Consider the following 14,185-nt stretch of genomic DNA (forward strand, 5'->3'; position numbering starts at 1 on the left):
CCCGTCCGCCCACGAACCAGTGGAGCTGAGCATGTCCACCTCCGAAGAACGCGTCGTCGCTGCGCTGCGCGCCTCCCTCTCCGAGAACGAGCGTCTGCGCCGGCGCAACGACGAACTCGCCCGGGCGGCCTCCGAGCCGATCGCCGTCGTCGGCATGGCCTGCCGCTACCCCGGCGACGTCACCACCCCGGAGCAGCTGTGGGACCTGGTGCTGTCCGGCACCGACGCCATCACACCGCTCCCCGCGGACCGGGGCTGGGACACGGCGGACACCGGAGCCGCGGCCATCACCGGACAGGGCGGATTCGTCACCACGGCGGCCGACTTCGACGCAGGCTTCTTCGGGGTGTCGCCACGTGAGGCCCTGGCGATGGACCCACAGCAGCGCCTGATCCTGGAGACCTCGTGGGAGGTTCTCGAACGCGCGGGCCTGCAACCCACCTCCCTGCGCGGCAGCCGCACCGGCGTGTTCATCGGGTGCAGCAACCAGAACTACGGCGCCGTCGGCGGCGACGATCTGCCCGAGGGCATCGAGGGCCACCTGCTGACCGGCAACGCGGCGAGTGTGGCGTCGGGTCGTGTGTCGTATGTGCTGGGTCTTGAGGGTCCGGCGGTGACGGTGGACACGGCCTGTTCCTCGTCGTTGGTCGCTTTGCATCTGGCGGTGCAGTCGTTGCGGGCGGGGGAGTGTGATCTGGCGCTGGCCGGTGGTGTGACGGTGATGTCCACGCCGGGGGCTTTCGTGGAGTTCAGCCGGCAGGGTGGGCTGGCCGGCGATGGCCGGTGCAAGGCGTTCGGTGAGGGTGCGGACGGTACGGGCTGGGGTGAGGGCGCGGGTGTGCTGTTGGTGGAGCGCCTGTCGGATGCCCGCCGCCTGGGGCACCGTGTGCTGGCGGTGGTGCGGGGTTCGGCTGTGAATCAGGACGGTGCGTCGAATGGTCTGACGGCTCCGAATGGTCCGTCGCAGCAGCGGGTGGTCCGGGCGGCTTTGTCGTCCGCGGGGTTGTCGGCTGCGGATGTGGATGTGGTGGAGGCGCACGGGACGGGTACGCGGCTGGGTGATCCGATTGAGGCGCAGGCGTTGCTGGCGACGTATGGCCGGGACCGTGATGCGGGTCGTCCGTTGTGGTTGGGGTCGGTGAAGTCGAACCTGGGGCATACGCAGGCTGCTGCGGGTGTGGCGGGTGTGATCAAGATGGTGGAGGCGTTGCGGCACGGTGTCCTGCCCGCCACGCTCCATGTCGATGAGCCGTCGTCGCATGTGGACTGGTCGTCGGGGGCGGTGCGGCTGCTGACGGAACGCCGGGTGTGGCCCGATGCGGGTCGTCCGCGCCGGGCGGGTGTGTCGTCGTTCGGCCTCTCCGGCACCAACGCCCACGTCATTCTGGAACAGGCGCCGGAACCGGACGTCCAGGTTGAGGACAGCACGATCAACGGCCCGATCGCCTGGCCACTCTCCGGTCGCTCCCAAGAGGCCCTGCGAGCACAGGCCGGCGCTCTCGCGGCCCATGTCGGTCGACACCCCGAGATCGACCTCCACCGGACGGGCCTGTCCCTGGCCACGACACGTACGCACTTCGAGCATCGGGCAGTCGTCGTCGCGGACGACGCCACCGGTCTGACGGAGGCCCTGCACGCACTCGCCAACGGCGTGTCCTCGCCGAGGGTCACGAGCGGAAACGAGCGGGGTGAGCAGCCTCAAGCCTTCTTGTTCTCGGGGCAGGGTGCGCAGCGTCCGGGTATGGGCCGGGAGTTGTACGAGGCCTTCCCGGTGTTCGCGGAGGCTTTCGACGCGGTGTGCGCGCAGGTCGGTGAGGAGCTGCGTGAGGTCGTGTTCGGTGAGGACGCAGATCGGCTGAGCCGTACGGAGTGGACGCAGCCCGCGTTGTTCGCGGTCGAGGTGGCCTTGTTCCGCCTGATGGAGTCCTTCGGTGTCCGTCCCGACGTCCTGATCGGCCACTCCATCGGTGAGATCGCTGCCGCGCACGTGGCGGGGGTGATGTCGCTGGAGGACGGGTGTGCCCTGGTGGTGGCGCGGGGCCGGCTGATGCAGGAGTTGCCTGCCGGTGGCGTGATGGTGGCCGTGGAGGCCGCCGAGGCGGAGGTGCTGCCCCTGCTCGAAGGGCGCACGGCTGAGGTGTCGGTCGCGGCGGTCAACGGCCCCCGCGCCGTGGTCATCGCAGGCACGGAGTCGGCCGTTGAGCAGGTCGCCTCCGAGCTGACGGCGCAGGGACGGCGCACCACCCGTCTGCGCGTGTCCCACGCCTTCCACTCGCCGTTGATGGAGCCGATGCTCGACGCCTTCCGCGAGGTGGCCGAGCGCATCGACTACGCCTCCCCGTCGATCCCGGTCGTGTCGAACGTGACCGGACGCCTCGCCGCCGAGGGTGAGTTGGCGTCCGCCGACTACTGGGTGCGCCACGTCCGCGAGGCCGTCCGTTTCGCCGACGGCATCACCGCACTCAGCGCCCAGGGTGTGACCCGTTTCCTGGAGATCGGCCCCGACGGCACCCTCACCGCCCTGGCCCAGAACTGCTTCCCGGACCTCGACGAGGCCCCCCTCTTCGTGCCGACGCTCCGCAAGGACACCCCGGAACACACCGCCGTACTCCGCGCGATCGCACTGCTCCACGTCGACGGAGCAGAGGTCTACTGGACCGAGGTGCTGCGCTGCGGGGACGGCGGGCAGCCGGTCGAGCTGCCGACGTATCCGTTCCAACGCCGCCGGTACTGGCTGGCTCCGAACGAGCCGTCACCCCGCGTTCCTTCCGGCCCGACGCGCGCCTCCGCGGTGGTCGACGCCGACTTCTGGACGGCCGTGGAGCGTGAGGACCTGTCGGCGCTGGCCGCGGACCTCGACCTCTCGGCGGACAGGCTGGGGCCTGTGATGCCCGCGCTCTCGAAGTGGTACCGGCAGCGGCAGGAGCGGGCAGCGCTCGACGCGTTGCGGTACGAGGTGTCCTGGCGACCGCTGACCCTGCACGACGAGACCACAGCCGTGGCTGGCCGGTCTCGAACGGGCGAGTGGACGGTCTTGCTCCCCACCGACCTGGACGGAGCGGCGCGCGGTACGGCGGACGGCCTCCTCCGCGGCCTGCGCAAGCAGGGAATCACCCCGTGCATCGCCGAGGTGACGGACCCCACCGACCCTGCCGCGTGCGGCGAGGCGCTGAGCCGCGCCGCCACCGGGACGGACGAATCCGGCGGTCGTCGGAAGCCGGACGGCATCCTTTCCCTGCTCGGGCTTGCGGCGAACGTCGATCCGGTCGTGAGCGCCCTGGCCGCGCTGCGCGGAATCGCCGAGTCCTCCACCTCGGGCGTACGACTGTGGACCCTCACCCAGGGCGCCGTCGGCGTGGGCGGCGCGGATCGTGTCGTCAGCGTCGAGCTGAACGCCGTATGGGGACTGGGCCGCGTCGCGGCCCTCGAACACCCGGATGTGTGGGGCGGGTTGATCGACCTGCCCGCCGACGTCGACGACCGGGTGTGCGCCCGTCTCGCCGTGGCACTGACGCGTCTGAAGCCCGGCGAGGACCAGGTCGCCGTCCGCGCCCACGGCATCTTCGGCCGCCGGCTCGCCCCGGCCGCACCACTCCCTCCACGCAGCACCTCGGGCTGGGAGCCCGGCGGAACAGTACTGATCACCGGAGGCACCGGAGCCCTGGGCGCGCACGTGGCCCGCTGGGCGGTGGAACGAGGCGCCCGCGACCTGCTCCTCGTCAGCCGCAGCGGCGCGTCGGCCCCGGGTGCGACCGAACTATGCACGGAACTCGAGGAGATGGGCGCGCGGGTCACCTTGGCAGTCGTGGACATCGCCGTACGCGATCAGCTTGCCGCGCTCCTCGCCGAGCACCGGGTCGACGCGGTCTTCCACACCGCCGGGATCCTGGACGACGCCACGCTGCTGGCGACCGACGCCGAGCGCATCGACAGGGTCAGGGGCCCCAAGGCCACGGGTGCGCTCCTGCTCGACGAACTGACACGGGACCGCGACCTCTCCGCGTTCGTTCTCTTCTCGTCCCTGGCCGGAACACTGGGAAGCCCGGGACAGGGCGCCTACGCCGCGGCCAACGCCGTCCTCGACGCGCTCGCCGAACAGCGGAGGGCGGAGGGCCTTCCCGCCACCTCCCTGGCGTGGGGCCCTTGGGCCGGCGACGGCATGGCGGCGGAGGCCGGTGGCCGGCGCCGCGGCCAGGGAGCCGTGACAGCACTCGATCCCGGTCTCGCCCTCTCCGCACTCGGTGCCGCGCTCGACACGCGTGCCACCACCCAACTGGTCGTGGACGCCGACTGGGCCGACTTCGTCCCTGCGTTCACCGCGGTCCGCCCCAGTGCGCTCCTCACGTCGGTGGCCCCTGCCGATCCCGGTCGCACTGCCGAACCGCGAGGCACCGAAGGCCCTGAAAGCGCCCTGCGCTCACGCATCGCCGGGATGCCGCGCGAGGCGGGACAGCGTCTCGTGGTGGAGGAGGTCCAAAGGCTCACGGCCCTGGTGCTGGGACACGACGGTGCCGAACAGGTGGGTGCGGAGCGGGCGTTCCGTGATCTGGGCGTGGATTCCCTGATCGCGGTCGAGCTGCGCAACGTCCTGGCTGCCGTGTCGGGTGTGCCGCTCCCCGCGACGGCCGTCTTCGACCACCCCACGCCCCGGGTGCTGGCCGCTTTCCTGTACGGCGAGTTGTTCGGGGACGATGTCGTCACCGTGGTCGACGCGGAGAGCGGCAGCGCGGTCGAGCTGGACGAGCCCGTGGCGATCGTCGGGATGGCGTGCCGCTTCCCGGGTGGTGTGGAGTCGCCGGAAGACCTGTGGACTCTCCTCGTCGACGGCCGTGACGGCATCGGCGACTTCCCGACCGACCGCGGCTGGGACCTCGACGTGCTCTTCGCCCCTGCCCCGGACAACCCCTACGCCAGCCACACCGCACGCGGCGGGTTCCTGTCCGATGTCGGTGGTTTTGATGCGGAGTTCTTCGGGGTGTCGCCGCGTGAGGCGTTGGCGATGGATCCGCAGCAGCGGTTGTTGCTGGAGACGTCGTGGGAGGCGGTGGAGCGGGCCGGTGTGGATCCGGCGTCGTTGCGTGGCAGTCGGACGGGTGTGTTCACGGGGACGAACGGTCAGGATTATCCGGCGTTGTTGGGTGTGTCGGAGGGTGACTTCGGCGGGTACGTGGGCACGGGCAACGCGGCGAGTGTGGCGTCGGGTCGTGTGTCGTATGTGCTGGGTCTTGAGGGTCCGGCGGTGACGGTGGACACGGCCTGTTCCTCGTCGTTGGTCGCTTTGCATCTGGCGGTGCAGTCGTTGCGGGCGGGGGAGTGTGATCTGGCGCTGGCCGGTGGTGTGACGGTGATGTCCACGCCGGGGGCTTTCGTGGAGTTCAGCCGGCAGGGTGGGCTGGCTGGCGATGGCCGGTGCAAGGCGTTCGGTGAGGGTGCGGACGGTACGGGCTGGGGTGAGGGCGCGGGTGTGCTGTTGGTGGAGCGCCTGTCGGATGCCCGCCGCCTGGGGCACCGTGTGCTGGCGGTGGTGCGGGGTTCGGCTGTGAATCAGGACGGTGCGTCGAATGGTCTGACGGCTCCGAATGGTCCGTCGCAGCAGCGGGTGGTCCGGGCGGCTTTGTCGTCCGCGGGGTTGTCGGCTGCGGATGTGGATGTGGTGGAGGCGCACGGGACGGGTACGCGGCTGGGTGATCCGATTGAGGCGCAGGCGTTGCTGGCGACGTATGGCCGGGACCGTGATGCGGGTCGTCCGTTGTGGTTGGGGTCGGTGAAGTCGAACCTGGGGCATACGCAGGCTGCTGCGGGTGTGGCGGGTGTGATCAAGATGGTGGAGGCGTTGCGGCACGGTGTCCTGCCCGCCACGCTCCATGTCGATGAGCCGTCGTCGCATGTGGACTGGTCGTCGGGGGCGGTGCGGCTGCTGACGGAACGCCGGGTGTGGCCCGATGCGGGTCGTCCGCGCCGGGCGGGTGTGTCGTCGTTCGGCCTCTCCGGCACCAACGCCCACGTCATTCTGGAACAGGCGCTTGAGGAGGCAGATCCTCATGATCTCGGGTCGGATGACGACGCGGTGCTGCTGCCGTGGCTCCTGAGCGGCCGCAACGAGGCTGCCCTGCGCGCCCAGGCCGGAAGACTGCTCGAGACGCTCAAGGAACGTAACCACTCGGCGCCCGTCCACATGGCCCGCGCTCTGGCCACCACCCGGAGCTCCTTCGAGCAGCGTGCCGTCATCCTCGCTGCCACCCACCAAGAGCTTGCCGAGGAACTGCGGAACCTCCACTTGGGCGCAACGGGCCTCCGCACGCTCCTGGGCGAGGCACGCAGCGGTGGTCGGACGGCGTTCCTGTTCTCGGGGCAGGGTGCGCAGTGTCCGGGTATGGGCCGGGAGTTGTACGAGGCCTTCCCGGTGTTCGCGGAGGCTTTCGACGCGGTGTGCGCGCAGGTCGGTGAGGAGCTGCGTGAGGTCGTGTTCGGTGAGGACGCAGATCGGCTGAGCCGTACGGAGTGGACGCAGCCCGCGTTGTTCGCGGTCGAGGTGGCCTTGTTCCGCCTGATGGAGTCCTTCGGTGTCCGTCCCGACGTCCTGATCGGCCACTCCATCGGTGAGATCGCTGCCGCGCACGTGGCGGGGGTGATGTCGCTGGAGGACGGGTGTGCCCTGGTGGTGGCGCGGGGCCGGCTGATGCAGGAGTTGCCTGCCGGTGGCGTGATGGTGGCCGTGGAGGCCGCCGAGGCGGAGGTGCTGCCCCTGCTGGAAGGGCGTGCGGGTGAGGTGTCGGTCGCGGCGGTCAACGGCCCCCGCGCCGTGGTCATCGCAGGCACGGAGTCGGCCGTTGAGCAGGTCGCCTCCGAGCTGACGGCGCAGGGACGGCGCACCACCCGTCTGCGCGTGTCCCACGCCTTCCACTCGCCGCTGATGGAGCCGATGCTCGACGCCTTCCGCGAGGTGGCCGAGCGCATCGACTACGCCTCCCCGACGATCCCGGTCGTGTCGAACGTGACCGGACGCCTCGCCGCCGAGGGCGAGTTGACCTCCGCCGACTACTGGGTGCGCCACGTCCGCGAGGCCGTCCGTTTCGCCGACGGCATCACCGCACTCAGCGCCCAGGGTGTGACCCGTTTCCTGGAGATCGGCCCCGACGGCACCCTCACCGCCCTGGCCCGCACCGCGCTCGCCGACGACGCCTCGCTCCTCACCCCGGCCCTCCGCAAGGACACCCCGGAACACACCGCCGTACTCCGCGCGATCGCACTGCTCCACGTCGACGGAGCGGAGATCGACTGGGATACCGTGATCGGCCCGTGCTCAACCGTCGGTGTCGACCTGCCCACGTACGCCTTCCAGCGCACGCGCTTCTGGCCCACGGTCACCGCGCACGCCGTGGCATCTGCCACCGCGTCCGACCTGCGGGGCGACGCGTCGTTCTGGTCGGTGGTGGAGCAGGGGGCACCGGACCTGGCGGACACGCTCGGGGTGCCCGAGGAGGCGCTGAGTGCCGTTCTGCCGGCGTTGGCGGAACTCCGCCGCGAGCACGGGGAACGCGCCGAGGTCGACGGCTGGCGCTACCGTGTCGACTGGGAGCCGGTGGAGCTACCCACCCAACGTACCCTCGGCGGACGCTGGTTGCTGCTGCAGGCATCCGGTGACCTCCCGCTGGAGGGGATCGAGCGGTTCGTTCCCGGACTGCAGCGGGTCACCTGCGATGCCCGGGACCGAGAAGGGCCGGCCCGCGCCCTGGAAGCCGCCGTCGACGGCGCCGAGCCGGCCGGCGTGCTCTCGTGCCTGGCCATGCCCGTGACCGGTGTCGGAGAGGCAGAGCAGGACTCCGAGGCGAACCCCGGCGTCGTCGGGACGATGGCGCTCGTCCAGGCCCTCGGCGACCTCGGGGCGTCGGCGCCGCTGTGGGTCCTCACCCAGGCCGCTTTCGGACCCGGCCGTGCGCCCGGCGACCCGGCGCAGGCCGCCGTCTGGGGGTTCGGGCGGGTGGCGGCGCTGGAACACCCGGAACGCTGGGGCGGTCTGGTCGATCTGGCGCCACAGCCGGGAGACGACGAACTCGTCGCGCTCGTCTCGGTGTTGAACCACGGCGGCGAGGACCAGGTGGCGGTGCGCGGTGCGGCGGTCCTTGCCCGACGACTGCGTCCGGCACCGCCGTCCACGTCGGCGGCGGCCTCGTTCGGTGGTGACGGCGACTGCCGCGTTCCCCGGCGCCTCCTGGTCACCGGCGGCACCGGCGCGCTCGGTGTGCGCGTCGCCGAATGGTTCGCCGGGCGGGGGACCAGGGAACTCGTCCTCGCGAGCCGCGGCGGCAGCGACGTCGAAGGGCTGGCCGGTACGGTCGCCCGGCTGGAGGCGGCCGGCGCGGAACGCGTCGACGTCGTCGCCTGCGACGTCGCCGACCGCGCCCAGGTCGCCGCACTGCTCGCAGATCACCGGGTCGACGGCGTCGCCCACGTGGCGGGAATACTGGACGTCGAACCGATCGACGCGACGACGCCCGCCCGGGCGGAGCGGATCATGGCGGCGAAGGCGATGGGCGCCGTACACCTGGACGAGCTGACGCGGGACGAGGACCTCGACACCTTCGTGGTGTTCTCGTCGATCGCCGGAGTGTGGGGGAGCGGCGGACAGGCGGTGTACGCGGCCGCCAACGCGTGGGCCGATGCCGTGGTGGAGGCCCGTCGCGCCCGCGGTGCGATGGGTGTGTCGGTGGCCTGGGGCCCCTGGTCGGGCGGCGGGATGGTCTCGGAGGGGGGCGCGGCGGAGCTGGAGCGTCGTGGCCTGCGGGTGATGGATCCGGAACGTGCCCTGCTGGGACTCGAGTCGGCGTTGGCCGGGAGCGACGGCACGGCGATCGTGGCCGATGTGGACTGGGAACGCTTCGTTCCGGCGTTCACCAGCCGTCGTGCCGCGCCCCTTCTCACCGGCCTTCCCCAGGCTGTCGGGGCGCTGGGAGAGTCCGACGCGGTGTGGCCGGAGCCCGGTGCCGGGGGAGGGCTGCCCGCCCTGGTCGAGCAGGTGGCCGCCCTGTCGCCGCAGGCGCGCGCCGAAGCCCTCCTCGGCCATGTGAGGCGGGTCGCGGCCCGGGCCCTAGGACACACCGACAGCAGTGGTGTCGGCGCCGATCGGGCCTTCCGTGACATGGGGTTCGACTCGCTCACCGCGGTGGAGCTGCGCAACGGTCTGATCAAGGACACCGGTCTCTCGCTGCCGGCGACCCTGGTCTTCGACCATCCCACCCCGGCCGCGCTGGCACGATACCTGGACGCCGAACTCTCCGGTGAGGGCGGGACGATGGCGACCATGCTGGCCGACCTGGAGACCAGTGTGGCCCGCATCATGAAGGCCGGCCCCGACCAGGATGCCCGCACGCTGCTCGGCGCCCGGCTCAGGGCTCTCCTGGGTGAGATCGAGACGGTCGGCGGCGACGGGGCCGACGACGGCGGGACGCACGACGGACTGTCCCTCGGCGACCTGCTGGAGGGTGCCAGTGACGAGGAGCTCTTCGACCTCATCAGCCGCGAGTTGGAGCAGTAGCGACGGGTGCCGGCCACGGGTGCCGACCGCGCAGCGAGCCCACGGGCCCCGGTCGGCGGACGTCGGCAAACGGTACCGGCCGCGCAGCCTGACCGGAGGTGGTCAGCCCGGCGAACGCCCCCGTACACGGCCCGGCGGCCGTACCGATAGGGACGGTACGGCCGCCGGGCCCTCGCGGGGCGGTGCGGCGTCGGCCGCTGGGTGGCTGTGGTGCCTGGTCGAGGAGGTGGCCCCAGGGAGGAGGGACGCTGTTACTTGATGAAATCCGGCAGTACCCGCGGTGGCCACTGGCCGACCGACAGCATGCCCATGGAATGGGCACGTGCCACAAGAGCGGCGCGATTGGGCGCCTTGAGCTTCCGCAGCATCAGGCCGACGTGGTATTCGACACCCTGCCGACTGAGGTAGAGCCGGGAGGCGAGCTGGACCGTGGAGGCGCCGCTGGCGACCCCTTCGAGGACCTGCGCGTCGAGCTTGCTGAGCATCCGGTCCTTGGGGTTGACGACGCCGCCGTCGGCGTCCGTTCCCGTCACCGCGTCGTCCGGCCGCACCTGCACCACGATGCCCGACACGAGGCCGGTGGTGTTCTGGACGGCGATGCCCGTCAGCTCTCCCGAGAAGGCCCGGCCCTCGTCCCCGAGACCGACCATGCGTGAGGCGAAGCGGGTGCAGCGCCCCTCCGACAGCCGGTTGAAGTGCCGTTTCAGCACCGAGGGGGAGCTGGGGTGCAGCAGTTCGTACAGATTCCGTCCGCAGACGTCGGCCGAGGTGCGGCCGAACGGGACGGAGAAGTCGGGCTCCGCCGCCACGATGTGCATGTCGGTGTCGATGTGCGCCGTGTACAGGCGGCGATTGGCCTCCAGGTGTGGCCGGCCGTCATGCTGCGTTCGTTGAGGGGCCGAGGAAGTGTGCGGAGCCGCGGCCCTGTCTCTGTTGTGCCAGGGGCCTGCTATTCGCGTGGTCACTGCGAAACGCACCGTCTTTCTGGATTCAACTGTGGGGGATTACTGCCCGGGGGCGATTTTACTGAGAGGCGGGTCGGGCTTGCCGTGTCGGCAGCCTTGGTCGGTGACCCGTCAGGAGCGCCTTTGAGCACCTGCGGTCGAGACTAGGAATGGGCTCGCAGACGGGTCAAGCAAACTTTTGCTTGGCGCCAAAACACTGTGGTTCGGTGGTTCGGTGGTGCGGTCGTGGGCGATGCGGAGAGGGCACCGCCGACGGTCATCACCCGTTCCTGAGCGGCCAGTTGGTCAGGTGACGGCCCCGTCACGCCTCGATGTCGGCTCCGAAACCCCGGAGCGGTGCGGGCGATGCCGCGCGCCACCGGAATGCAACGGGCGCGTGTCCGTTTCCTCGTGCACAGTGCCCGAATCCCCGCGGTGCGGTGCCCGGTTGGTGCCCGGTTCACGACCGCTGTTCTCCGTCGAGCTTCTTGAGCGCGGGGCGCAGTTCGGGACGTCCCCGAATTCCGAGCTTGCGGTACGCGTTGGTGAGGTGTTTCTCCACCATGCGTGACGACGTGCCCAGTTGACTGGAGATTTCCGAGTTGCTGAGGCCGGTCGCGGCGAGCCGGGTGACCTTGCGCTCCGACGGGGTGAGCCGGTTGCCGGACGTGCCGGATTTCCCTGCTTTCTTGGCTTGTTTGCCGCGTATCCATGCGGCCGGCTCCGGGATGTCGTGCTCCTCGATCAGCTGCTGTGCCCGTTCGAGGGCGGAGGAACTCCGGCTTCGCCCCGTTTCAGGGCGGGTGGCCAGTGCATACAGGGCCCGGCACAGGTCGTAGGCGTTGTTGCCCTTCTCCAGCAGTGCGACGGCCTCTTCGAGCACCTCGGTGCCCCGTCGTCCGGGGGTGACCCGGCCCAGGACGATCAGGGAGCGGCCGAGCCAGCTGTCGGAGCCCCAGGCGCGGTAGCGGCCCACCTCCAGTTCCGCGGCGGCCAGTGCCTCCTCGGGTTCGCCGAGGCGGTGGTGCATGAGGGCGACGCACGAGGACCACGGCAGGACGACCGGGTTGAGCCAGCCGATCCGCTCGGTGTGCCGGCCCGCCGTCCGGAAGTGGTCGAGCGCGGTCCGCGGTTCGTCGCGCCGGGCCGCCAGCGAGCCGCGCGCGGCGTGCAGCAGCGCGGCCAGATGCTGGTTCTCGGTGTGCAGTCGGTGCTGCGTGAGGATCTGCTCCGCCAGCTCCGGCCGGCCGGTGTTCATGGCGACGATCGCGAGAACGGCCGCGCACACGGTCGGTAGTCCGCTGGTCTCCGGGCCCGCGAGGGCGTCGGCCTGGATGATCTTCTCCTGGGCGTAGGCCCGTTGCCCGTCGGCGAGCGCGACCAGGGCCTGCTCGCAGTGGATGACGGCCTGCTCCACGTCACCGCCCCGGCGCTGTGCCAGCCTGTTGGCCTCACGGAGCCAGTTGGCCGCGCCCTCCACCTGCCCGGTCCCGGCGAGGATGTTGACCGCCAGCGGCACGGTGGTGTGGACGTGCTCGGGGGTGGGGGGTTCCTGCTCCAGAAGCCGGGTGCACAGTCCCGTCAGCTGCTCCGCGGGGACGGTGTTGGCGACGAACGCGATGTGCATCAGGGACGTGACCAGCTCCCGTTCCCCCGTGGTGGCGAGCCGGGGCGACGGCCCCAGCGCACGGAAACGGCGCAGCGCGCGCTGGATGTGCTCGGGGTCCTGCGCCGACAGGATGTGCTCGCGCGCCTCCAGCCGCAGGGCCAGTTCGCGTTCCACCCAGTCCTCGGTGCCCGCGTGGCCCAGCTCCTCGGCGACGGCGGCCCGGATGGTGTCGATGCGGAAGGCGGGCGGGTCCATCTGCAACGGTCCCAGCCGCGCGATGGCGTCGGCGCGCTCCCGCACGGAGTCGAGGAGCGGGACCGCTTCCACCACGTGCCGCAGCGAGGCCGCGGTCGCGAAGCTGCGCTCGGCGGTGGCGAGGTCGATCAGCAGCAGGGCCCTGTCGCGTCCCGAGAGGGAGGGGTCCAGCAGGGCCCGTCGCAGATAACGCGCCGCGTCCCGGGGCGAACCGCGGCGCAGGGCGCTGTCCGCGGCGGTCCGCAGGATCCGCACCGCCTCCGGACCGTGCAGGCTGATCGCCCCCATCAGCTGCTCCGCGGCGAGTTCCGCCGGATGGCCGGTGCGGTGCAGCAGTTCCGCCGCGACCCCGCGCATGGCGGTGCGCTCCTCGGCGGGCATGCTCTCCTCGAGCAGGTCCCGCAGCACCGTCCCCGCGGTGAGCCGGAAGTGGCGCGGGTCGACCAGGCCTGCGCGGCGCAGCACGTCGATCGACTCCGTCAGACCCAGGTCGTCGAGTTCGGCGAGGTGCGCCACGAACGGGGCGTCCGCGGCCGTGCCGAGCACGGTCAGGGCGTGGGCGGCCCGGCGCACATGGTCCGGCTGCGAGCGGAAGAACGCCTCGAGACGCTGGCGCACGCGCTCCGGGCGCAAGGTCGCGGCGACGGCGGCGTGCGCCGCCGTGGGGCGCAGCCGCAGATAGTGCGCCTCGTCCAGCACCGTCCGCAGTAGCAGGGGATTGCCTCCGGAACGCGCCGACACGGTCTCCACGAACACCGCGTCCGTCGGCTCCCGGAAGGTCTGCTCCACCAGCAGGCGGATGCTGTCGGCGCCGAGAGCGGACAGCTCCAGCGTCCGGTGGTGGGGAGGCCGGGCGCACGCGTGGGGGACCTCGGCGGCGGACGGTCCCGGCGCGCCCAGCCAAGGGGTGAGCAGGTCGCGCACGTGCTGCTGGTTGCCGCGCACGTCGCCGGGGAGCACAGAGAACACGAAGAGGATCGGCCATCGCGCGCGCTGCGCGAGAGGCAGCGCGAGGGCCTGCAGGGACTCGGTGTCCGCCCACTGGAGGTCGTCCACCATGAGGACCACGGGCCGCGCCTCGGTGATGGAGCCGAGGAGTCCAGCCAGCCAGCGGGGGACCTGCTGCCAGGTGAGCGCGGACCACGGAGGGAGCGGCGTGACCGGATCGTCCGTCGGGATCGCGGTCCACGTGCCGCCGGGGAGCGAGGCGGCGGCCTTCCGCAGCCACCCGACGAAGTCCTCGGGCGGCACGACGGCCCGCAAGGAGTCCACCAACTGCCGGACCACGCCCAGCCGGAACCACTCCTCGGCCGCCGAGGCCTGGGCCCTGAGCAGCAGGAACCCCTGTTCGCGGGTGAGTGTGGACAGGGCGTCGAGGAACGCCGAGCGGCCCACCCCCATGGGCCCCTGGACGACCAGCGACGAACCCTGCCCGCCTTCGGCGCGGCGCAGCGCGGCGGCGGCCTCGGCCAGTGCCGATTCGCGTTCCAGTAACACGGTGGTGGTACTTCCCCTCATGTGCGCGGTGTTCTGCTCGGCTGCCGACGTGCTACCGGTGCCGCGGGCCGGGAAGGCCGGTCGGCTGCCGGCGACGGGGCGCGGCGAGGGAGGCAGCGCCCGTCGCTCGGGCGGGGCGAGGAAAATTCTTGGATTCGCTCATGCCGGATGAACTCCCGCAGGTGCAATCAGAGTTCCCTGAAAGCTAGCCTCGAAGTTTCGTGACGGTCCGCCGACGGAGTCGGTGGACCGTTTTCGTGCCGTGGGCTGAGGCTGTGCAGACCGAAGATCCGAGTGTCGCCTCGGGATGGCGCCGGGTTCCACTGTTCCGGGTGTTGAGGTGCT

The 14,185-nt window shown here is 71.4% G+C and carries 3 protein-coding genes; 1 reads left to right on the forward strand and 2 read right to left on the reverse strand.

All coding sequences use genetic code 11. The features are described 5' to 3' along the window. The first annotated feature begins 31 nt into the window (after positions 1–31). Entirely contained in the window at positions 32–9,535 is a 9,504-nt protein-coding gene (locus OHB56_RS37240; RefSeq protein ID WP_406358273.1) for a type I polyketide synthase, read from the forward strand. Positions 9,536–9,786: 251 nt separating this feature from the next. Here the strand turns inward: OHB56_RS37240 and OHB56_RS37245 are convergent, their stop codons facing one another. Next, positions 9,787–10,353 (reverse strand): LuxR C-terminal-related transcriptional regulator, encoded by a 567-nt coding sequence (locus OHB56_RS37245; RefSeq protein ID WP_055630467.1) that lies wholly within the window; start codon positions 10,351–10,353, stop codon positions 9,787–9,789. A gap of 586 nt (positions 10,354–10,939) precedes the next feature. Beyond that, positions 10,940–13,861: an AAA family ATPase gene (locus OHB56_RS37250; protein WP_326756114.1), complete on the reverse strand. Its 2,922-nt coding sequence runs from the start codon at positions 13,859–13,861 to the stop codon at positions 10,940–10,942. Positions 13,862–14,185: the final 324 nt, after the last annotated feature.

It is taken from the genome of Streptomyces sp. NBC_01635, assembly GCF_045209715.1.
Classification (GTDB): Bacteria; Actinomycetota; Actinomycetes; order Streptomycetales; family Streptomycetaceae; genus Streptomyces; species Streptomyces hirsutus.

What these genes read in the sequence shown, in the direction of transcription:
- OHB56_RS37250 (WP_326756114.1), bottom strand. Translation starts at nt 13,861, where the DNA reads ATGAGGGGAAGTACCACCACCGTGTTACTGGAACGCGAATCGGCACTG.
- OHB56_RS37245 (WP_055630467.1), bottom strand. Translation starts at nt 10,353, where the DNA reads ATGCACATCGTGGCGGCGGAGCCCGACTTCTCCGTCCCGTTCGGCCGC.
- OHB56_RS37240 (WP_406358273.1), top strand. Translation starts at nt 32, where the DNA reads ATGTCCACCTCCGAAGAACGCGTCGTCGCTGCGCTGCGCGCCTCCCTC.